Source organism: Pseudomonas sp. D3 (genome assembly GCF_029320995.1).
Lineage (GTDB): Bacteria > Pseudomonadota > Gammaproteobacteria > Pseudomonadales > Pseudomonadaceae > Aquipseudomonas > Aquipseudomonas paraveronii.
Genome location: NZ_CP119772.1, coordinates 5645497 through 5666946, shown reverse-complemented (window position 1 = coordinate 5666946; position 21450 = coordinate 5645497). Strand labels below are relative to the sequence as shown.

Below are 21450 nucleotides of genomic sequence, written 5' to 3'. Positions count from 1 at the left end.
TTGGTTAGGCACGTTTTAGTCGGCTTGGGTAATTGGTAATACCAATTTACAGCCGCTGTTGGCTAGAGTAAAAGCCTTGGCGGTGGTGTGTCAATTTGCCGCCTGCGAAACTTTGGTCTTAAAGTTATGGGCGGCTGCTCTGATCGGATAAATCGAAGGTGTTCTGATGGGTGCTGCAAGCGTTGCGATAGGCCAGAATAGAGGCCCCGGCGAGTGGTCGGGATCGTGGAGAGAGCGTTATGGGGTTTGATCAGGTGCGTCAGCGCCGTTTGTCTGACGATATTGTCGAGCAGCTTGAGGGCATGATCCTTGAGGGCACGCTGAAATCGGGCGAGCGCTTGCCGGCCGAGCGCGCGTTGGCTGAAAAGTTCGGCGTGTCGCGCCCCTCGCTGCGTGAGGCGATTCAGAAGCTGGCGGCCAAGGGTTTGCTGGTCAGTCGCCAGGGCGGTGGCAATTATGTGGCTGAGTCGTTGGGCTCGACGTTCAGCGATCCGTTGTTGCGCCTGCTGGAAAACAATCCCGAGGCTCAGCGTGATTTGCTGGAGTTTCGCCAAACCCTCGAAGCGTCCTGTGCTTATTACGCAGCGTTGCGCGCTACCGAAGTCGACCGTGAGCGGCTGACGGCGGCCTTTGAAGCGCTACAGGATTGTTACGCGCGCGACGATAAAGTCAGTCGGGCGGAGGAGGGGGCTGCGGATGCGCGGTTTCACCTGGCCATTGCCGAGGCCAGCCACAACGCCGTGCTGTTGCACACCATTCGTGGGTTGTTCGACCTGCTCAAGCGGAACGTGGTGACCAATATTGGCGGCATGTATCAGCAGCGCACGGAAACCCGCGACATGCTGATCAGTCAGCATCGGGATTTGTACCTGGCGATTATCGAGGGGCGGGCCGAGCAGGCGCGGGAAGTCTCAACGCGTCATCTGTTGTATGTGCAGGAGGTGTTGGAGGAGGTGCGTCAGGAAGTTCAGCGCGTGGCCCGGGCGGAGCGGCGCAAGAGCATGTAGCCGAGGGTGAGGCACCCAAGGCTACAGCGTCACCAGGATTATTCTTCCTTGCCCTTGTTGCGCACGGCGCGATGCAGCTCACGATCGGAATCGCGCTCGCGCTCGGTATCGCGCTTGTCGTATTCCTTCTTGCCCTTGCCCAGTGCGATCTCGCACTTGACCAGATGCTTGCTCCAGTACCAGGACAGGCAGATGCAGGCATAGCCTTTCTGCTGTACGGCGGCGGCGAGCTTGTCCAGTTCGCGGGCGTTGAGCAGCAGCTTGCGTGTGCGCACCGGGTCGGCAATCACGTGCGTGCTCGCGGTGGTCAGCGGGGTGATATGACTGCCAAGCAGCCACGCCTCGCCATCCTTGAGCAGCACATAGCTGTCGACTAGCTGCAGCTTGCTGGCTCGCAGACTTTTTACTTCCCAGCCGGCCAGGACCAGACCAGCCTCGAACCGATGTTCGATGAAGTAATCGTGTCGCGCCTTTTTATTTTGCGCGATGGTCCCTGTGGGGTGTTTCTTTTGTTTAGCCATAGGGGCGGCATTATAGGGAGTTGCGAGCGTGTCGGCTACGGTCAACCTGTGTGCTTGAGCGTGTTGGACGAATCCCGGACAATACCGGCAGTTCTTTGGTTTTTTTCTCTCGCGGATCGGGTTGTTCTTTCTCGATGTTTGCCGCTCAGTTGTGGAAATAACGCTCACATGACGACGCATATTCAACGTTCGGCCCTGCTGCCCTATCCGGCCCAGGCGCTTTATGACCTGGTCAACGACGTGGCGCGTTACCCGGAATTCCTGCCGTGGTGCTCGACCGCCGAGGTGCTGGAAAGCAGTGATGAGCACATGGTTGCCAGTGTCGGGGTGGCCAAGGGAGGGCTCAGCCAGCACTTTGTCACACGCAATGTCCTGGTGCCGGGCAAATCCATTGAAATGAATCTGCAGGAAGGGCCGTTCACCCAGTTGCATGGTGTCTGGGTATTCAAGGTGTTGACCGAGCAGGCCTGCAAGATCAGCCTGGATCTGTCCTTCGATTATGCGGGGCCCATTGTGCGGGCGACGTTGGGGCCTCTGTTCAATCAGGCCGCCAATACCCTGGTCGACGCGTTCTGTCAGCGAGCCAAGCAACTGCATGTTTGAGATTGAAGTGGTGTATGCCGGGGTGGATCGCCAGGTGTTGCTGGCGGTCGCGGTGGCATCGGGCACGAGCCTGCGGGCAGCGGTGCTGGCGTCGGGTATTGCGGCGCACTTTCCTGAGGTGGACCTTGCTGATTGCCCGCTGGGGATATTCGGCAGGGTGGTGGTGGACCCCGATACGCGCACCGTGCAGTCAGGTGATCGTATTGAGATTTACCGCCCGCTGCTGGCCGACCCCAAAGAAGTGCGCAGGCTGCGAGCGGCCAAGGCGGCGCTGGCCAAGCAACAGCGTTCATAGGCCGGCCAATCAGCAGGCAACAAAAAGCCCGGCATGCCGGGCTTTTTATCGAACACCGCACACTTACTGCGAGCTGGTGTCCAGAGGCTGTGGCGTCGGGACTGGAACGGTTTGCACGCCGTCGACGTCTTTCTGGATCTTGTCGAGCAATGAGCCTGGCTTGGCCGGTACTTCGGACTTCGGCTTCTCGGCTCCCTGCGCTGGCGCAGTCACGTTGGTGCCGTTGTCCTTGCCCAGTAAGGCTTCATCGCGGCTTACGCCGGGCATGAAGTCGCCGGACAGGCTGACCAGTTGATCATTGCCATTAAAGATGACAGCGACACGCTCCTGTTGGCGTTCACCGCCCCCAGGCTGGATGCTATAGAGATAATCCCAGCGATCGGCATGGAACGTGTCAGTCAGCAGGGGGTTACCCATAATAAACCGCACTTGCCGTCGGGTCATTCCCGGGCGTAACTGGTCTATCATGTCCTGTGTGACGACATTGCCCTGCTGGATGTCGATTTTGTAAACCCCGGGGAATGAACAACCGGCGAGTGCGAGCAGTCCCACAAAGGTGAAACTGGTTAGCAAGAGCTTGGTGTTTTGCATCGGTGGGCGACTTCCACTATCTTGGCTGGGACAACGTAAACGCCGATCATACCCGTATTAAGAGAAGCTGCGAAGCAGCATCCGCGAGAAAGCTAACCATGGTTGAAAATAGCGAACTACGCAAAGCCGGTCTTAAAGTGACTCTGCCACGCGTCAAAATTCTACAAATGCTTGATTCTGCTGAGCAGCGCCACATGAGTGCCGAGGATGTTTACAAGGCGCTGATGGAGTCTAATGAGGACGTTGGCCTGGCCACGGTTTACCGTGTGCTGACCCAGTTTGAAGCCGCAGGGCTGGTGGTTCGTCATAATTTCGACGGCGGTCATGCAGTGTTCGAATTGGCTGACGGTGGTCATCACGACCACATGGTCGATGTGGACAGTGGTGAGGTTATCGAATTCACCAACCCGGAAATCGAGCGGCTTCAGAAGGCAATTGCCGAGGAGCATGGCTACGACTTGGCGGACCATAATTTGGTTCTTTACGTTCGTAAGAAAAAGTAAAAATCGGCGCAGATTGACTCTGCGAAACGATTGAAGGCGACCCCAGGGTCGCCTTCGTGCTTTCTATAAGCGTGAAAATTGCTGGTTCGCTCAGGCCTTCGCCGCCACCACCATTTTCTTCGCGTGGGCCAGGGACTCTTTGGTCAGGTCGATACCGCCGAGCATGCGCGCCACTTCCTCAACACGCTCCGACTTATTCAGCTTGGACACTGCAGTGCGTGTCGCATCGCTGCCCCGTACTTTATGTACAAACAAATGCTGATGCCCTTGGGCGGCCACTTGCGGCAAGTGGGTGACTGTCAGCACCTGGCCGCGATCCCCCAGGCGGCGAAGCAGTTGGCCGACAATTTCTGCGGTCGGGCCACCAATGCCAACGTCCACCTCGTCAAAGACCAGTGTCGGAACCCGCGAGGTCTGGGCGGTGATCACCTGAATCGCCAGGCTGATCCGTGAGAGCTCACCACCGGAGGCGACTTTTGCCAGCGCCTTGAGCGGCTGCCCCGGGTTGGCGCTGACCAGCAGTTCTACCTGTTCCAGGCCATGGGGCTGCAGTTCGTTGCTGGTGTTGGTGCGCAGTTCGATGGTGAAGCGGCCGCCGGGCATGCCCAGGCGCTGGATTTCCTGCTCTACCGCGCTGGCCAGGCCTGTGGCGGCTTGGTGGCGCAGGTCGCTCAGTTCACGGGCCTTCTCTTGATAGTGGCGGGCGAAAGAAGCCAGTTCGTCGCTCAGGCGCTCAATGGATTCGTCATTCGCGTTCAGGGTTTCGATTTCATCCAGCAGCTTCTGCTGCATCGTTGCCACTTCAGTGGGCTGGATTCGATGTTTGCGCGCCAGGGTGTAGATGGTGTCCAGGCGTTCTTCTATTTCCTGCAGGCGTGCCGGGTCGGCGTCGAAGTGGTCCAGGAAGCGGTTCAGTTCGCCTACCGCTTCTTCTACCTGAATTTGCGCGCTGGTCAGCAAGGTCGTGGCTTCATTCAGCGAACCGGACGCATTGTTCACACTGGACAGCCGATTGAGGCTGACGGTCAGTGCATTCAGTACATTGCCCGAATCGCTCTCGCTGCATTGCTCCACCACCTGGCGGCAAATACCCAGCAGGGTTTCGGCGTTGGTGAGGTTCTTGTGTTCCTGCTCAAGCTGTTCCAGCTCGCTTTCGCCAAGGCCGAGGCTTTCCAGCTCTTCGAGTTGATAGCTGAGCAATTGATGGCGTGCGCGCTGCTCGTCGCCGGAATTGGAGAGGCGCTCCAGTTCCAGGCGGGTCTGGCGCCAGCGCTGCGCGGCTAGCTGGACCTGGCGGGCCAGGTCGGTGGTGCCGGCGTATTCATCGAGCAGGCGGCGATGGGTGTCGGTTTTGAGCAGGGATTGGTGTTCGTGCTGGCTGTGGATATCGATCAGCAGCTCGCCAAGGGCTTTCAAGTCACCCAGGGGGCAGGGCGTGCCGTTGATATAGCCGCGGGAGCGTCCTTCGGCGGTGATGACCCGGCGCAGGATGCACGGCCCTTCATTATTAAGGTCGCGTTCGGCAAGCCAGGCTTCCGCTTCGGGGATGTCCGCCAGGTCGAAGGTCGCCAGGATATCGGCCTTGTCTGCGCCGGGGCGTACCACGCCACTGTCGGCGCGGTCTCCCAGGGTCAGGCCGAGGGCGTCGAGCATGATCGACTTGCCGGCGCCGGTTTCGCCTGTGATTACGCTCATCCCGCGATCCAGTTCGAGATCCAGATGTTCAACGATGGCGTAGTTATGTACGGACAGGTGCACGAGCATGACGGCCGCTCCCAGGCTTTAGGTCTGGTTATTTATACAGTGTTTTGTTCCGAGCTGACAATCCTGACGCTTAGCTCGATTTGCTTGGTCTGGTGTTTTTTTTAGCGCGAAGGGGAATGAACGGGTCGGAATTGATCTGGGTCAGCTGAAAGACTTTTGGTAACGCCTGCACCCTTGAACCTGGAAATTGTGGCCCCATATACCGGAACAGAAGCGCGAGTTGAGTTCGCGCATGATTTTGAAAGGAGAAATCTATGGCTGACGAACAGACGCAGGATACGCAAACTCCAGACGCCAATTCGGCTGCCGGTGATGAGTTGGCAACTCGTGTGCAAGTGCTCGAAGAGCAATTGGCCGCTGCGCAGGACCAATCTTTGCGTGTTGCCGCCGATCTGCAGAACGTCCGCCGCCGCGCTGAGCAGGATGTAGAAAAGGCCCACAAGTTCGCGCTGGAAAAATTCGCCGGTGATCTGTTGCCGATCATCGACAGCCTGGAGCGCGGACTTGAGTTGTCCAGCCCGGACGACGAAAACATCCGCCCGATGCGTGAAGGTATCGAGCTGACCCTGAAAATGTTCCAGGACACCCTGAAGCGTTATCAGTTGGAGGCGGTCGATCCGCAAGGTGGCGAGCCGTTCAACGCTGAGCATCACCAGGCCATGGCTATGCAGGAAAGCCATGATCATGAGCCAAACCGCGTGTTGAAAGTGTTCCAGAAGGGATACCAGCTCAACGGTCGCTTGCTGCGCCCGGCAATGGTTGTAGTCAGCAAGGCGCCTGCGCCGGTTTCACCTTCGATTGATGAGCAGGCTTGAAATTCGCCGCAAGGCCCCCATCTATAAGTCAAGCGTTTAAGTGCTACCGCAGTTAGCCACCACTGCTGCGGCATCCAAATTCAAGTTTCGGGAGAGTAAATCATGGGCAAAATTATCGGTATCGACCTGGGGACCACCAACTCCTGTGTCTCCGTGCTGGAAAACGGCGTTGCAAAAGTCATTGAAAACGCCGAAGGCGCGCGTACTACGCCGTCGATCGTTGCTTACGCCAACGACGGTGAAATCCTCGTCGGTCAGTCGGCCAAGCGCCAGGCTGTGACCAATCCGCACAACACCCTGTACGCGGTGAAGCGTTTGATCGGTCGTAAGTTCGACGAAGAAGTCGTACAGAAAGACATCAAGATGGTCCCTTACAAAATCGCCAAGGCTGACAACGGTGACGCCTGGGTTGAAGTAAACGGCCAGAAAATGTCGCCGCCACAAATCTCGGCTGAAATCTTGAAAAAGATGAAGAAAACCGCCGAAGACTACCTCGGTGAAGCAGTGACCGAGGCGGTGATCACCGTTCCGGCCTACTTCAACGACAGCCAGCGCCAGGCGACCAAAGACGCCGGCCGCATCGCGGGCCTGGACGTAAAACGTATCATCAACGAACCCACTGCGGCCGCTTTGGCTTACGGCATGGACAAGGCTAAGGGCGACCACACCGTCATCGTTTATGACTTGGGTGGCGGTACCTTCGACGTGTCCGTGATCGAAATCGCGGAAGTTGATGGCGAGCACCAGTTCGAAGTGTTGGCCACCAACGGCGACACTTTCCTGGGTGGTGAAGACTTCGATATCCGTCTGATCGACTACCTCGTCGACGAGTTCAAGAAAGAAAGCGGCATGAACCTCAAGGGTGACCCGCTGGCGATGCAGCGTCTGAAAGAGGCCTCTGAGAAAGCCAAGATCGAGCTGTCCTCGGCTCAGTCGACCGACGTTAACCTGCCGTACATCACTGCAGACGCTACCGGTCCTAAGCACTTGAACGTGAAGATCTCGCGCTCCAAGCTGGAAGCGCTGGTTGAAGACTTGGTTCAGCGCACCATCGAACCTTGCCGCATTGCACTGAAAGACTCGGGTATTGAAGTGGGTGCGATCAATGACGTGATCCTGGTCGGCGGTCAGACCCGTATGCCACTGGTTCAGAAGTTGGTGACCGAGTTCTTCGGCAAAGAAGCACGTAAAGACGTGAACCCGGACGAAGCGGTTGCCATGGGTGCTGCCATCCAGGGTGCGGTACTGGCTGGCGACGTGAAAGACGTATTGTTGCTGGACGTCAGCCCGCTGACCCTGGGTATCGAAACCATGGGCGGCGTGATGACCGCGCTGATCGAGAAAAACACCACGATTCCTACCAAGAAATCGCAAGTGTTCTCGACTGCCGATGACAACCAGGGCGCCGTGACCATTCACGTCCTGCAAGGTGAGCGTAAGCAAGCGGCGCAGAACAAGTCCCTGGGCAAGTTCGACCTGGCCGAGATCCCGCCAGCACCACGTGGCGTGCCACAAATCGAAGTGACCTTCGACATCGACGCCAACGGCATCTTGCACGTAGGCGCCAAAGACAAGGCGACCGGGAAAGAGCAGAAGATCACCATCAAGGCCAACTCTGGTCTGTCTGATGAAGAAATTCAGCAGATGATTCGTGATGCGGAAACCAATGCCGAGGCGGACAAGAAGTTTGAAGAGTTGGCCGCTGCTCGTAACCAGGGCGACGCACTGGTTCACTCGACACGCAAAATGATCACTGAAGCTGGCGACAAAGTGACTGCCGAAGAAAAAACCGCGGTCGAAGCTGCTGTGGTTGCTCTGGAAGCCGCGATTAAAGGTGACGACAAGGCTGCCATCGAAGCCAAGGTTGAGGAACTGTCGAAAGTCTCCGCACCGGTTGCTCAGAAAATGTACGCCGAACAAGGTCAGCCAGCTGACGGTGCAGCGCATCAGGCAGAGCCTGAAGCCAAGCACGACGACGTTGTCGATGCCGAGTTCGAAGAAGTCAAAGAGCAGAAGTAATCTGCTTGGCCGGTTGACCGCTAACAAGCGGTGACTGGTAGGATGTCGCCGCGCGGGAGCTTGCTCCCGCGTTGGCGTGTCTGGGGTATGCAAATTTTTACAGCATGCGACAACGCTCGGATGCTGGCGGTGTGATCGGGAATGCTCCTGCTTTCCGGCGACAGTCACCGCGTTTTTGGCCGGATCCCTGGCTGAAAGCAGTTATGACCAGGATCGTTGAATTGACGTGAGTTGGGTCCGGGCCTGTATTGGGGCTCAACGAGTTCGGCAAGGCTCAGGAGGGTCTGGCTGAACGTCCTTAAGAGTGCAAAGACTTATGGCAAAGCGTGACTATTACGTAGTATTGGGTGTGGAGCGCGGTTCCAGCGAGGCGGACCTGAAGAAGGCTTACCGTCGCCTGGCGATGAAGCACCACCCGGACCGTAATCCGGACAACAAAGAATCCGAAGAAATGTTCAAAGAGGCCAACGAGGCCTACGAATGCCTGTGTGATCCCAACAAGCGTGCAGCCTACGACCAGTATGGTCACGCCGGCGTCGATCCGAGCATGGGTGGCGGCGGTGCCGGCTTTGGCGGTCAGAACTTCTCCGATATTTTCGGCGATGTGTTCAGTGACTTCTTCGGCGGTGGCCGTGGTGGTCAGCGTGGCGGCGCCCAGCGTGGCAGCGACCTGCGCTACACCCTGGAGCTGAACCTGGAAGAAGCCGTGCGCGGCACCAGCGTCAATATCCGCGTGCCAACGCTGGTCAACTGCAAGCCTTGCGACGGTTCGGGTGCCAAGAAAGGCTCGGCGCCAATCACTTGCCCGACCTGCGGCGGTATCGGTCAGGTCCGCATGCAGCAGGGCTTCTTCTCGGTGCAGCAGACCTGTCCGCGTTGCCAAGGCCAAGGCAAGATCATCTCTGACCCATGCGATTCCTGCCACGGCGAAGGGCGTGTCGAAGAGTACAAAACCCTGTCGGTCAAAGTGCCGGCGGGCGTAGATACCGGTGACCGCATTCGCCTGTCGGGCGAAGGCGAGGCGGGGACCCAGGGTGGTCCGACGGGTGATCTGTACGTGGTGATCAATGTGCGCGAGCACTCGATCTTCCAGCGTGACGGCAAGCACCTGTTCTGCGAAGTGCCGATCAGCTTTGTCGACGCGGCCCTGGGCGGCGAGCTGGAGATTCCGACCCTGGACGGCCGGGTCAATCTCAAGATCCCTGAGGGGACGCAGACCGGCAAGCAGTTCCGTATCCGTGGCAAAGGCGTTGCGCCGGTGCGTGGTGGCGGTGCGGGCGACCTGATGTGTCGTGTCACCGTGGAAACGCCGGTCAATCTGGGCCGTCGTCAGCGTGAACTGCTCGAAGAGTTCCGCAGTTCGTTGGCAGGCGACGATTCCCATTCGCCGAAAACCACTGGCTTCTTCGATGGTGTGAAGCGCTTCTTCGGCGACCTGTAAGGAATTGAGTATGCGACGTATAGCCGTAATGGGCGCTGCCGGGCGCATGGGGAAAACCTTGATCGAGGCGGTGCAGCAGCGCTCGCCGGCCTCCGGCCTGACGGCGGCGATCGTTCGCCCTGGCAGTACGTTGATCGGTGCCGATGCCGGTGAGCTGGCTTCGCTGGGGCGTATTGGGGTGTCGTTGTCCGGCAACCTGGAGCTGGTGGCGGACGAATTCGACGTACTGATCGACTTTACGCTGCCAGACGTGATGCTGAAAAACCTGGCGTTCTGCCGCAAGGCGGGCAAAGCCATGGTGATTGGCACCACCGGTTTGAGTGCTGAGCAGAAGCAGTTGCTGGTCGAGGCGGGCAAGGACATTCCCATCGTGTTTGCCGCCAACTTCAGTGTGGGCGTGAACCTCTCGCTCAAGCTGTTGGACCTGGCGGCGCGCGTGCTGGGTGATGAGGCGGATATCGAAATCATCGAGACCCATCATCGCCACAAGATCGATGCGCCGTCGGGAACGGCATTGCGCATGGGTGAGGCTATCGCCGATGCCCTGGGCCGAGACTTGTCGAAGGTGGCGGTGTACGGGCGTGAAGGCCATACCGGTGCGCGTGCGCGTGACACCATTGGCTTTGCCACTGTTCGCGGTGGCGACGTCGTCGGCGATCACACCGTGCTGTTCGCCGCTGAAGGCGAACGCCTGGAAATCACGCACAAAGCCTCCAGTCGCATGACGTTCGCCAAGGGTGCGGTGCGTGCTGCGCTGTGGCTGGACGGTCGTGCGCCGGGTCTGTATGACATGCGCGATGTGTTGGATCTGCACTAATCAGTAGCTAAAATGGGGTCTCGGGATTATCCTGAGGCCCCGTTTTTACCCGCTAAGCGACGTCCTGTCGCATTCTCCTGCCTTTAAGGCTCATTAGCGGTGGACCAAAATAGCCTTTTTCTGTAAGCTACAGCTTTAGTGTGTCCACTAAAAGCGCGCAGAATAATTCAGTGAAGAAGCGGGGTGACGTGTCCATACGTCACTCCGCTTTTTTACAACCTGCGATCGCCCTTTCAGGCTTTATTTACGGGAGGTCTTCTTGACTAAGCCAGCCATACTCGCCCTTGCTGATGGCAGCATTTTTCGCGGCGAAGCCATTGGAGCCGACGGTCAAACCGTTGGAGAGGTGGTGTTTAACACTGCCATGACCGGCTATCAGGAAATCCTTACCGATCCTTCCTACGCCCAACAGATCGTTACCCTGACCTATCCGCACATCGGCAATACCGGTACTACACCGGAAGACGTCGAATCTGATCGTGTCTGGTCGGCGGGCCTGGTGATTCGTGACCTGCCCCTGGTTGCGAGCAACTGGCGTAGCACGATGTCGCTGTCCGATTACCTGAAAGCCAACAACGTTGTGGCGATCGCCGGTATCGATACGCGCCGTCTGACGCGCATCCTGCGTGAAAAAGGCTCGCAGAACGGCTGCATTATGGCCGGTGACAATATTTCCGAAGCGGCGGCGATCGCTGCAGCGCAAGGCTTCCCTGGCCTGAAAGGCATGGACCTGGCGAAAGTCGTCAGCACCCAGGAAAAGTACGAATGGCGCTCCACTGTCTGGGACTTGAAGACCGACAGCCACGAGACCATCGACGCTGCCGATCTGCCCTACCACGTAGTGGCCTACGACTACGGCATCAAGTACAACATCCTGCGCATGCTGGTTGAGCGCGGTTGCCGCGTGACCGTCGTGCCGGCGCAAACCCCGGCCAGCGACGTCCTGGCCCTGCAGCCGGACGGTGTGTTCCTGTCCAACGGCCCGGGCGACCCCGAGCCTTGCGACTACGCCATCAAGGCGATCAAGGCGGTGCTGGAGACCGAGATCCCGGTGTTCGGTATCTGCCTGGGCCACCAGTTGCTCGCCCTGGCCTCCGGTGCCAAGACCCTGAAAATGGGGCACGGCCACCACGGCGCCAACCACCCTGTGCAGGACCTGGACACCGGTGTGGTGATGATCACCAGCCAGAACCACGGTTTCGCGGTGGATGAAGTGACCTTGCCGGCCAACCTCCGTGCAACTCACAAGTCGCTGTTCGACGGTTCCCTGCAAGGCATCGAGCGCACCGACAAGAGCGCGTTCAGCTTCCAGGGCCACCCTGAAGCCAGCCCGGGCCCGAACGACGTAGCGCCGCTGTTCGACCGTTTCATCAATGAGATGGCCAAGCGACGCTGACTGAGTGGCGTGCGGGCGGCCCCGAATGTCGGTGGCCCCCGCAGGCTCTTCAAAGATTGTTCAAGACGGCTTGCCGACTGACCTGCGGATTTGAGTGACAAACCCATGCCAAAACGTACAGACATAAAAAGTATCCTGATTCTCGGCGCTGGCCCGATCGTGATCGGCCAGGCCTGCGAATTCGACTACTCCGGCGCCCAGGCCTGTAAAGCCCTGCGCGAGGAGGGTTACCGCGTCATCCTGGTGAACTCCAACCCGGCCACCATCATGACCGACCCGGACATGGCCGACGCCACCTACATCGAACCGATCAAGTGGCAGACCGTTGCCAAGATCATCGAGAAAGAGCGTCCGGACGCACTGCTGCCAACTATGGGTGGCCAAACCGCTCTGAATTGCGCCCTGGACCTGGAGCGCGAAGGCATCCTGGAAAAATTCGGCGTGGAGATGATCGGTGCAAACGCCGACACCATCGACAAGGCTGAAGACCGTTCGCGCTTCGACAAGGCAATGAAGTCCATCGGCCTGGCGTGCCCGCGTTCCGGTATCGCCCACAACATGGAAGAAGCCAATGCGGTCCTCGAGACCCTGGGCTTTCCGTGCATCATCCGTCCGTCCTTCACCATGGGCGGTACCGGTGGCGGTATTGCGTACAACCGTGAAGAGTTCGAAGAAATCTGCGCCCGTGGCCTGGACCTGTCGCCGACCAAAGAGCTGCTGATCGACGAATCCCTGATCGGCTGGAAAGAATATGAGATGGAGGTTGTCCGCGATAAGAAGGACAACTGCATCATCGTCTGCTCCATCGAAAACTTCGACCCGATGGGCGTACACACCGGCGACTCGATCACCGTTGCTCCGGCACAGACCCTGACTGACAAGGAATACCAGATCCTGCGTAACGCCTCTCTGGCGGTACTGCGCGAGATCGGCGTAGAGACGGGCGGTTCCAACGTACAGTTCGGCATCTGCCCGACCACCGGCCGCATGGTCGTGATCGAGATGAACCCGCGTGTGTCGCGTTCGTCGGCCCTGGCCTCGAAAGCCACCGGTTTCCCGATCGCCAAGGTCGCGGCCAAGCTGGCCGTGGGTTACACCCTGGACGAACTGTCGAACGACATCACCGGCGGCAAGACCCCGGCGTCCTTCGAGCCGTCCATCGACTACGTTGTGACCAAGCTGCCGCGGTTTGCCTTCGAGAAGTTCCCCAAGGCTGACGCGCGCCTGACCACCCAGATGAAGTCGGTTGGTGAGGTCATGGCCATTGGCCGGACCTTCCAGGAATCCCTGCAGAAAGCCCTGCGCGGCCTCGAAGTAGGCGTTTGCGGCCTGGACGAGAAGCTCGACCTGAGCAATCCGGAAAGCATGAGCGTGCTCAAGCGCGAGCTGACCGTGCCGGGCGCCGAGCGTATCTGGTACGTTGCTGACGCGTTCCGCGCCGGCATGACCGTCGAAGACATCTTCGGCATGAACATGATTGATCCGTGGTTCCTGGTGCAGATCGAAGATCTGATCAAGGAGGAAGAGAAGGTCAAGACCCTGGGTCTGGCCAGCATCGACCGCGACACGATGTTCCGCCTCAAGCGCAAAGGGTTCTCCGACCAGCGCCTGGCCAAGCTGCTGGGTGTGACCGAGAAAAACCTGCGGACCCATCGCCACAAGCTGGATATCTTCCCGGTCTACAAGCGCGTTGACACCTGCGCCGCCGAGTTTTCCACCGACACCGCTTACCTGTACTCCACCTACGAGGAAGAGTGCGAAGCTGCGCCGTCGGGTCGCGACAAGATCATGATCCTGGGTGGCGGTCCGAACCGTATCGGCCAGGGCATCGAGTTCGACTACTGTTGCGTACACGCCGCCCTCGCCCTGCGCGAAGACGGGTACGAGACCATCATGGTCAACTGCAACCCGGAAACCGTATCCACAGACTACGACACCTCCGATCGCCTGTACTTCGAGCCGGTAACCCTGGAAGACGTGCTGGAAATCGTGCGCGTCGAGAAGCCCAAAGGCGTGATCGTCCAGTACGGCGGCCAAACCCCACTGAAACTGGCTCGTGCCCTGGAAGCCGCTGGCGTGCCGATCATCGGCACCAGCCCGGACGCCATCGACCGTGCCGAAGACCGTGAGCGCTTCCAGCAAATGGTCGAGCGCCTGAACCTGCGTCAGCCGCCAAACGCTACCGTGCGCAGCGAAGACGAAGCCCTCCGTGCGGCCGGCAAGATCGGCTACCCGCTGGTGGTGCGTCCTTCCTACGTACTGGGCGGACGGGCGATGGAAATCGTCTACGAAGAAGAAGAACTCAAGCGTTACCTGCGTGATGCGGTGAAAGTGTCCAACGACAGCCCGGTGCTGCTGGACCACTTCCTCAACTGCGCCATCGAGATGGACGTGGACGCAGTGTGCGACGGTACTGACGTGGTCATCGGCGCGATCATGCAGCACATCGAACAGGCGGGCGTTCACTCCGGTGACTCCGCGTGCTCGCTGCCGCCGTACTCGCTGCCGGCGCACATCCAGGACGAGATGCGCGAACAGGTCAAGAAAATGGCCCTGGAACTGGGTGTGGTCGGCCTGATGAACGTACAGTTGGCGCTGCAAGGCGACGATATCTACGTCATTGAAGTCAACCCGCGCGCCTCGCGTACCGTGCCGTTCGTGTCCAAGTGCATCGGTGTGTCCCTGGCCATGATCGCTGCCCGCGTGATGGCCGGTAAGACTCTGAAGGAAATCGGCTTCACCAAGGAAATCATTCCGAACTTCTACAGCGTGAAAGAGGCGGTGTTCCCATTCGCCAAGTTCCCTGGTGTGGACCCGATCCTCGGCCCAGAGATGAAGTCCACCGGTGAAGTGATGGGCGTGGGCGATACCTTCGGTGAGGCCTTTGCCAAGGCCCAGATGGGCGCCAGCGAAGTGCTGCCGACCGGCGGTACTGCTTTCATCAGCGTGCGCGATGATGACAAGCCACTGGTTGCAGGCGTGGCCCGTGATCTGATCAACTTGGGCTTCGAGATCGTGGCCACCGCCGGGACCGCCAAGCTGATTGAAGCGGCGGGCCTGAAAGTGCGTCGCGTGAACAAGGTGACGGAAGGCCGTCCGCACGTGGTCGATATGATCAAGAATGACGAAGTCACCCTGATCATCAACACCACCGAGGGTCGTCAGTCGATCGCGGATTCTTACTCCATTCGTCGTAATGCCTTGCAGCACAAGATTTACTGCACCACTACCATTGCTGCTGGCGAAGCTATCTGCGAAGCGCTTAAGTTCGGTCCGGAAAAGACCGTGCGTCGCTTGCAGGATCTACACGCAGGATTGAAGGCATGATCAAATACCCAATGACCGTCCGGGGCGCCAAGGCCCTGGAAGAGGAGCACGCCCATCTGACCAAGGTCGTCCGTCCAAAGCTGAGCCAGGACATCGGCACGGCCCGCGAACTGGGTGACTTGAAGGAAAACGCTGAATACCACGCTGCCCGCGAGCAGCAGGGTATGGTCGAAGCGCGGATACGTGATATCGAAGGCCGTATGCAGAATGCGGTGATCATCGATGTCACGACCATCCCGCACACCGGCAAAGTGATTTTCGGCACCACGGTGGAAATCGCCAACGTCGAGACTGACGAAAGCGTGGTCTACCACATCGTGGGTGAGGATGAGGCTGACTTCAAACTCGGCAAGATCTCCGTCGGTTCGCCACTGGCCCGTGCCTTGATTGCCAAGGAAGAGGGGGATGTGGTGGTTGTGAAAACGCCAGGTGGCGTGATCGAGTACGAGATTGTCGAAGTTCGCCATGTCTGAAAGGCGGCGCCCGCTTCGTGCGGGCGCCATGCTTTGGCAGTTTGCCCAGATGCTTTGGGTGGGCGGCCTGTGGTTGCTGCATATTGGCGTGTTACCGGCGTTGGGCCTGATTGGCCTGGCGCCGTTGTTGATCGATGAGATCGATGGATTATTGAGTGCGTTGCTGGTGGGTTTTGCGGCGGCGTGCGTAACGCTTCAGGCGCTGGTGCTGATCAAGGCCGAAGGCTTGGGGAGTTTGTGGCGGGATATTCGCGGCCAACTGCTGTTGATGGCGCTGTATGCGTGTGCAATGTATTGCATCGTGCATGTGTGGCTGCCGGAAGCGTTGCGCTGGCAGCTATTCAGCTATCTTGTGCTAGGGTTTTCCGGCCTGGTGCTGGTGATGCAACCGGCGCCGGGTTGGAGTGGCGGGGCGCGCGAAGCACGCCCGTGACCCTTGTTGTCATTTGAAGCGATGAACGTTCGACAGTTGCTTGTTGACGCTGAAGTTCTTGCGATACAGCAGTGCCATCTTGCCGATGACCTGGACCAGGTCTGCCTTGCCAACCTTGCACAGTTCTGCAATGGCTGCCAGGCGCGCTTCGCGGTCAAGGATGTTGACCTTGATCTTGATCAGTTCGTGATCGCCCAATGCGCGTTCAAGTTCGGCTAACACACCTTCAGTCAAACCGTTGTCGGCCACGATCAAAACTGGTTTCAGATGGTGGCCAATGGATTTGTACTGTTTCTTCTGCTCTTGAGTGAGCGGCATAATCTGACCCCTGCGTCTGATCTTGTAAAAAGCGGCGGCCAGTTTACCCGAGCGAGTCCGGGACCGCCCAGTTAATCACGACCCGTTTTATTTTCGAGGTGGCCCGTGGCCCGTTCCAAAACTAGCCTTAAGTGGCTGCAAGAGCATTTCAACGACCCTTACGTCAAAAAGGCGCAAAAGGACGGCTACCGCTCCCGGGCCAGCTACAAGCTGCTGGAGTTGCAGGAAAAGGACAAATTGTTCCGCCCCGGCATGAGCGTGATCGACCTGGGGGCCGCCCCGGGTGGCTGGTCCCAGGTGGCCAGTCGTCTGATTGGTGGTCAAGGCCGTTTGATCGCTTCCGACATTCTGGAGATGGACAGCATCCCGGATGTGACCTTCGTTCATGGTGACTTTACCCAGGACGCGGTGTTGGCTGAGATCCTGCAGGCGGTGGGAAATTCGCAGGTGGACCTTGTGATTTCCGACATGGCCCCCAATATGAGTGGATTACCGGCTGTTGATATGCCGCGAGCCATGTTCCTGTGCGAGTTGGCGCTGGATCTGGCGGGGCGGGTATTGCGCCCGGGTGGTGATTTCCTGGTCAAAGTCTTCCAGGGTGAGGGCTTCGACGAGTACCACAAGAACATCCGCAAGCTGTTCGACAAGGTGCAGATGCGCAAGCCGGACTCTTCCCGGGACCGGTCTCGCGAGCAATATCTGCTGGCGCGGGGGTTCCGCGGGATCGAAGGCGCAGCGAGTGATGAGCGTCTTTGAAGGTTTGAAGGGAGTCGATAGGTTTTTTTATATCGCTTTCGTCACGAAGCTTTACGAATATTGTGTAGTCAAAGTTTCACAAAGGGTTACAGACGGTGCCTGCCAGAGTTGTAGGTAATGTAGTAAGTTAGGCTGGTGAATATCATGCGAAGCGCGCGCCAGTAGCGGAGCTTGCTTCAGAGGGTAGTTAATTGAACGATATGGCAAAGAATCTGATCCTGTGGTTGATCATCGCGGCTGTCCTGGTGACGGTGATGAACAACTTCTCCAGCCCTAACGAGCCGCAGACCCTCAACTATTCCGACTTCATCCAGCAAGTTAAGGATGGCAAGGTCGAGCGCGTAGCGGTTGATGGCTACGTGATTACCGGCAAGCGCAACGATGGCGACGGCTTCAAGACCATTCGTCCGGCAATCCAGGACAACGGTCTGATCGGCGACCTGGTGAATAACCACGTGGTTGTCGAAGGCAAACTGCCTGAGCAGCAGAGCATCTGGACTCAACTCCTGGTGGCGAGCTTCCCGATCCTGGTGATCATCGCCGTGTTCATGTTCTTCATGCGCCAGATGCAAGGTGGTGCGGGAGGCAAGGGCGGGCCGATGAGTTTCGGCAAAAGCAAGGCGCGTCTGCTCTCCGAAGACCAAGTGAAGACAACCCTGGGTGATGTCGCCGGTTGCGACGAAGCCAAGGAAGAAGTGGGCGAGCTGGTCGAGTTCCTGCGTGATCCGGGCAAATTCCAGCGCCTGGGCGGTCGCATTCCTCGCGGTGTGCTGATGGTTGGCCCTCCGGGGACCGGTAAAACCTTGCTGGCCAAGGCAATTGCCGGCGAAGCCAAAGTGCCTTTCTTCACCATTTCCGGTTCGGATTTCGTTGAGATGTTCGTTGGCGTCGGTGCCAGCCGCGTTCGCGACATGTTCGAGCAGGCCAAGAAACACGCGCCATGCATCATCTTTATCGATGAAATCGACGCCGTCGGTCGCCATCGTGGTGCTGGCATGGGTGGTGGTCACGATGAGCGTGAGCAGACCCTCAACCAGTTGCTGGTGGAGATGGATGGTTTTGAAATGAATGACGGCATCATCGTCATTGCCGCAACCAACCGTCCGGACGTACTGGACCCTGCGTTGCTGCGTCCAGGCCGTTTCGACCGTCAGGTCGTGGTTGGCTTGCCGGATATCCGTGGTCGTGAACAGATCCTGAAAGTACACATGCGTAAAGTGCCGATGGGCGACGACGTGGCTCCGGCCGTGATTGCCCGCGGTACGCCAGGCTTCTCCGGTGCTGACCTGGCCAACCTGGTGAACGAGGCTTCGCTATTTGCGGCCCGTACCGGCAAGCGCATCGTTGAAATGAAAGAGTTCGAACTGGCGAAAGACAAGATCATGATGGGCGCCGAGCGCAAATCCATGGTCATGTCCGAGAAAGAGAAGCAGAACACCGCTTATCACGAAGCGGGTCACGCCATTGTGGGGCGCGTCGTGCCTGAGCATGACCCGGTCTACAAGGTGTCGATCATTCCTCGTGGTCGAGCGCTGGGTGTCACCATGTTCCTGCCGGAAGAGGATCGCTACAGCCTCTCCAAGCGTGCCTTGATCAGCCAGATCTGCTCGCTGTACGGTGGCCGAATTGCCGAAGAGATGACCCTGGGCTTCGACGGTGTAACCACCGGCGCTTCCAACGACATCATGCGCGCCAGCCAGATTGCGCGGAACATGGTGACCAAGTGGGGCTTGTCGGAGAAACTCGGTCCTTTGATGTACGCCGAGGAAGAAGGTGAAGTGTTCCTGGGTCGTGGCGGTGGCGGTCAAAGTGCCAGCTTCTCCGGTGAAACAGCCAAGCTGATCGACTCCGAAGTGCGCAGCATCATTGACCAGTGCTACGGCACGGCCAAGCAGATCCTCACCGAGAACCGCGACAAGCTTGATGCCATGGCGGATGCGCTGATGAAGTACGAAACCATTGATGCCGACCAGATCGACGACATCATGGCTGGCCGTACACCGCGTGAACCTCGCGATTGGGAAGGTGGTTCGGGCACCTCTGGCACGCCGCCAGTGGTTCAGAACGAACGCCCTGAAAACCCGATCGGCGGTCCTGCAGCTGACCACTAAGGTTTGAAATGACTTCTGCGTCGTCCTCCACCCGGTTGCCTTGCGGCAACCGGGTTCTTGATTTGGCCCATACACATGTCATGGGCATTCTTAACGTAACCCCCGATTCCTTTTCCGATGGTGGCCGCTTCAATCAGCTCGATGCTGCGTTGCGTCACGCCGAGGCGATGGTGGCGGCGGGTGCGACCTTGATCGATGTCGGCGGCGAGTCGACCCGGCCCGGCGCTCGCGTTGTTTCTCCCGTGGAGGAGCTGGAACGGGTGGCGCCGATCGTCGAGCGCATCGCTCGCGAGTTGGATGTGATCATTTCAGTGGATACATCGACCCCGGCCGTGATGCGTGAAACGGCGCGCCTGGGGGCGGGGCTGATCAACGATGTGCGTTCGTTGCGGCGTGATGGCGCGCTGGACGCTGCCGCGGCTACCGGCCTGCCGGTCTGTCTGATGCATATGCTGGGTGAGCCCGGCAATATGCAGGATAATCCGCACTACGATGATCTGGTTGGCGAAGTGAGTGGGTTCCTGGCTGATCGCATTGCTCAATGCGCCGCAGCAGGGATCGCTGCCGACAAGATCATCCTCGATCCGGGGTTTGGCTTCGCCAAGACCCTGCAGCACAATCTAAGTCTGTTCAAGCATATGGAAGCCTTGCATGCCCTGGGTCGGCCTTTGTTGGTCGGCGTTTCGCGCAAGAGCATGATAGGTCAGGCGCTGAATCGTCCGGTGGGCGAGCGGCTTTATGGCGGGTTGGCGCTTGCGGCACTTGCTGTGACCAAGGGTGCGCGCATCTTGCGTGTGCATGATGTCGCCGAGACCGTGGATGTTGTCCGCATGCTTGCCGCAGTAGAATCGGCCGAATAAGAATGATGGAGCACTTATGACAAAGAAATACTTTGGCACCGACGGTATTCGTGGTCGGGTCGGCGAGTTTCCGATTACCCCTGATTTCATGCTCAAGCTGGGTTGGGCGGCAGGCATGGCGTTCCGCAGCATGGGCGCGTGCCGCATCCTGGTAGGCAAGGACACGCGTATCTCGGGCTATATGTTTGAGTCTGCGCTGGAGGCTGGATTGTCCGCCGCCGGTGCTGATGTGATGCTGCTGGGCCCCATGCCGACCCCGGCGATCGCTTACCTGACGCGTACCTTTCACGCTGAAGCCGGTATTGTGATCAGTGCCTCGCACAATCCCCATGATGACAACGGCATCAAGTTCTTCTCGGGGCAGGGCACCAAGCTGCCGGACGAGATCGAGTTGATGATCGAAGAGCTGCTGGATGCGCCGATGACGGTGGTCGAGTCCAGCAAGCTGGGCAAGGTGTCGCGGATCAATGACGCCTCTGGCCGTTATATCGAGTTCTGTAAGAGCAGTGTGCCAAGCAGCACCAATTTCGCCGGGCTTAAGATCGTCGTCGACTGTGCTCATGGTGCGACCTATAAGGTCGCGCCGAGCGTATTCAAGGAGCTGGGTGCGGAAGTGACGGTGCTGTCGGCCCAGCCTAACGGGTTGAACATCAACGACAACTGTGGCTCCACGCATATGGAGCAACTGCAGGCTGCCGTCCTTGCCGAGCATGCCGACCTGGGTATCGCCTTTGATGGTGACGGCGACCGCGTATTGATGGTGGATCACACCGGTGCCGTGGTTGATGGCGATGACCTGCTGTTCATCATTGCTCGTGACCTGCATGAGCGTAATCGGCTGCAGGGTGGTGTTGTCGGCACGCTGATGAGCAATCTCGGGTTGGAGTTGGCGCTGGCCGAGCTGGGAATTCCTTTTGTGCGGGCCAATGTCGGGGATCGCTATGTGATTGCCGAGCTGCAGGAGCGCAATTGGCAGATCGGTGGCGAGAACTCCGGCCATGTCGTGTGCTTCCAGCACACCACCACGGGTGACGCGATCATTGCAGCGCTGCAGGTATTGTTGTCGTTGCGCCGTCGCCAGGAGAGCCTGGCCCAGGCGCGTCAGGCCTTGCGCAAGTGCCCGCAGGTGCTGCTCAATGTGCGTTTTTCCGGTGGCGACAATCCGATCGAACACCCGGCTGTCAAAGCGGCCTGCGAGCGCGTGACCCTGGCAATGGCGGGGCGTGGGCGAGTGTTGCTGCGCAAGTCTGGCACAGAGCCTCTGGTGCGCGTCATGGTCGAAGGCGAGGACGAAACCCAGGTTCGCGGCCATGCCGAAGACCTGGCAAAACTGGTAACTGAAGTTTGCGCCTGAATTCGGCTTGCCAGTGATGATGTGGTTGGGTAACATCTGCGCCCAC

The 21450-nt window shown here is 58.7% G+C and carries 20 protein-coding genes; 16 read left to right on the top strand and 4 right to left on the bottom strand.

Translation table 11 applies throughout. The annotated features are described in order from the left end of the window. Positions 1-239 precede the first annotated feature (239 nt). Entirely contained in the window at positions 240-1007 is a 768-nt protein-coding gene (locus P3S72_RS26200) for an FCD domain-containing protein (protein WP_276194936.1), read from the top strand. Between the two features lie 38 nt (positions 1008-1045). On the opposite strand, the gene smpB is transcribed toward P3S72_RS26200, so the two are convergent. Beyond that, complete coding sequence (smpB, locus tag P3S72_RS26195) at positions 1046-1528, bottom strand: SsrA-binding protein SmpB (protein ID WP_048724498.1); 483 nt, start codon at positions 1526-1528, stop codon at positions 1046-1048. Positions 1529-1696: 168 nt separating this feature from the next. Here smpB and P3S72_RS26190 point away from each other — a divergent pair, with 168 nt between their 5' ends. Together P3S72_RS26190 and P3S72_RS26185 are read left to right on the top strand one after the other, a co-directional pair. Next, on the top strand, positions 1697-2131 hold the full coding sequence (locus P3S72_RS26190) for a type II toxin-antitoxin system RatA family toxin (protein ID WP_276194935.1): 435 nt from the start codon (positions 1697-1699) through the stop codon (positions 2129-2131). Further along, the gene (locus P3S72_RS26185; protein WP_276194934.1) at positions 2124-2426 is read left to right on the top strand and encodes an RnfH family protein; all 303 of its coding nucleotides are present in this window, start codon (positions 2124-2126) and stop codon (positions 2424-2426) included. The genes P3S72_RS26190 and P3S72_RS26185 overlap by 8 nt, the downstream gene beginning before the upstream one ends. Before the next feature lie 63 nt (positions 2427-2489). On the opposite strand, the gene P3S72_RS26180 is transcribed toward P3S72_RS26185, so the two are convergent. Next, the gene (locus P3S72_RS26180; protein ID WP_276194933.1) at positions 2490-3017 is read right to left on the bottom strand and encodes an outer membrane protein assembly factor BamE; all 528 of its coding nucleotides are present in this window, start codon (positions 3015-3017) and stop codon (positions 2490-2492) included. Positions 3018-3115: 98 nt separating this feature from the next. Here P3S72_RS26180 and fur point away from each other — a divergent pair, with 98 nt between their 5' ends. Beyond that, on the top strand, positions 3116-3520 hold the full coding sequence (gene fur / locus P3S72_RS26175; protein WP_247395699.1) for a ferric iron uptake transcriptional regulator: 405 nt from the start codon (positions 3116-3118) through the stop codon (positions 3518-3520). Positions 3521-3610: 90 nt separating this feature from the next. Here the strand turns inward: fur and recN are convergent, their stop codons facing one another. Further along, entirely contained in the window at positions 3611-5284 is a 1674-nt protein-coding gene (recN, locus tag P3S72_RS26170) for a DNA repair protein RecN (protein WP_276194932.1), read from the bottom strand. A 254-nt stretch (positions 5285-5538) separates the two neighbouring features. Between recN and grpE the strand changes: the two genes are divergently transcribed. The 8 genes from grpE (at position 5539) to P3S72_RS26130 (ending at position 16005) form a co-directional block, all read left to right on the top strand. Beyond that, positions 5539-6099 carry a nucleotide exchange factor GrpE gene (gene grpE / locus P3S72_RS26165; RefSeq protein WP_247395674.1) on the top strand — a complete coding sequence of 187 codons (561 nt, stop codon included), beginning with the start codon at positions 5539-5541 and terminating at the stop codon, positions 6097-6099. Positions 6100-6201: 102 nt separating this feature from the next. Then, the gene (gene dnaK, locus P3S72_RS26160; RefSeq protein ID WP_247395676.1) at positions 6202-8118 is read left to right on the top strand and encodes a molecular chaperone DnaK; all 1917 of its coding nucleotides are present in this window, start codon (positions 6202-6204) and stop codon (positions 8116-8118) included. A gap of 316 nt (positions 8119-8434) precedes the next feature. Continuing rightward, positions 8435-9559 (top strand): molecular chaperone DnaJ, encoded by a 1125-nt coding sequence (gene dnaJ, locus P3S72_RS26155; protein ID WP_247395678.1) that lies wholly within the window; start codon positions 8435-8437, stop codon positions 9557-9559. A 10-nt stretch (positions 9560-9569) separates the two neighbouring features. After that, the gene (gene dapB, locus P3S72_RS26150; protein ID WP_253399179.1) at positions 9570-10376 is read left to right on the top strand and encodes a 4-hydroxy-tetrahydrodipicolinate reductase; all 807 of its coding nucleotides are present in this window, start codon (positions 9570-9572) and stop codon (positions 10374-10376) included. Between the two features lie 259 nt (positions 10377-10635). Next, entirely contained in the window at positions 10636-11772 is a 1137-nt protein-coding gene (carA, locus tag P3S72_RS26145; protein WP_276194931.1) for a glutamine-hydrolyzing carbamoyl-phosphate synthase small subunit, read from the top strand. 105 nt (positions 11773-11877) lie between these two features. Then, on the top strand, positions 11878-15099 hold the full coding sequence (gene carB / locus P3S72_RS26140) for a carbamoyl-phosphate synthase large subunit (protein WP_276194930.1): 3222 nt from the start codon (positions 11878-11880) through the stop codon (positions 15097-15099). Further along, a complete protein-coding gene (gene greA / locus P3S72_RS26135; RefSeq protein ID WP_017847415.1) occupies positions 15096-15572 on the top strand; it encodes a transcription elongation factor GreA in 477 nt (158 codons plus the stop codon). Before carB ends, greA begins: the two co-directional genes overlap by 4 nt. Before the next feature lie 28 nt (positions 15573-15600). Next, the gene (locus tag P3S72_RS26130; protein ID WP_017847416.1) at positions 15601-16005 is read left to right on the top strand and encodes a hypothetical protein; all 405 of its coding nucleotides are present in this window, start codon (positions 15601-15603) and stop codon (positions 16003-16005) included. 9 nt (positions 16006-16014) lie between these two features. Here the strand turns inward: P3S72_RS26130 and P3S72_RS26125 are convergent, their stop codons facing one another. After that, a complete protein-coding gene (locus P3S72_RS26125; RefSeq protein WP_017139256.1) occupies positions 16015-16323 on the bottom strand; it encodes a YhbY family RNA-binding protein in 309 nt (102 codons plus the stop codon). A gap of 105 nt (positions 16324-16428) precedes the next feature. On the opposite strand from P3S72_RS26125, the gene rlmE reads away from it, so the two are divergent. The 4 genes from rlmE (at position 16429) to glmM (ending at position 21404) form a co-directional block, all read left to right on the top strand. Beyond that, positions 16429-17079, top strand: a complete 651-nt coding sequence (gene rlmE, locus P3S72_RS26120; RefSeq protein WP_247395685.1) for a 23S rRNA (uridine(2552)-2'-O)-methyltransferase RlmE — start codon at positions 16429-16431, stop codon at positions 17077-17079. A gap of 200 nt (positions 17080-17279) precedes the next feature. Next, entirely contained in the window at positions 17280-19190 is a 1911-nt protein-coding gene (ftsH, locus tag P3S72_RS26115) for an ATP-dependent zinc metalloprotease FtsH (protein WP_276194929.1), read from the top strand. Between the two features lie 8 nt (positions 19191-19198). Then, positions 19199-20050, top strand: coding sequence for a dihydropteroate synthase (gene folP / locus P3S72_RS26110; protein WP_253399173.1), 852 nt, complete (start codon positions 19199-19201; stop codon positions 20048-20050). Between the two features lie 16 nt (positions 20051-20066). Beyond that, positions 20067-21404 (top strand): phosphoglucosamine mutase, encoded by a 1338-nt coding sequence (gene glmM, locus P3S72_RS26105; protein WP_247395688.1) that lies wholly within the window; start codon positions 20067-20069, stop codon positions 21402-21404. The last annotated feature ends 46 nt before the right edge of the window (positions 21405-21450 follow it).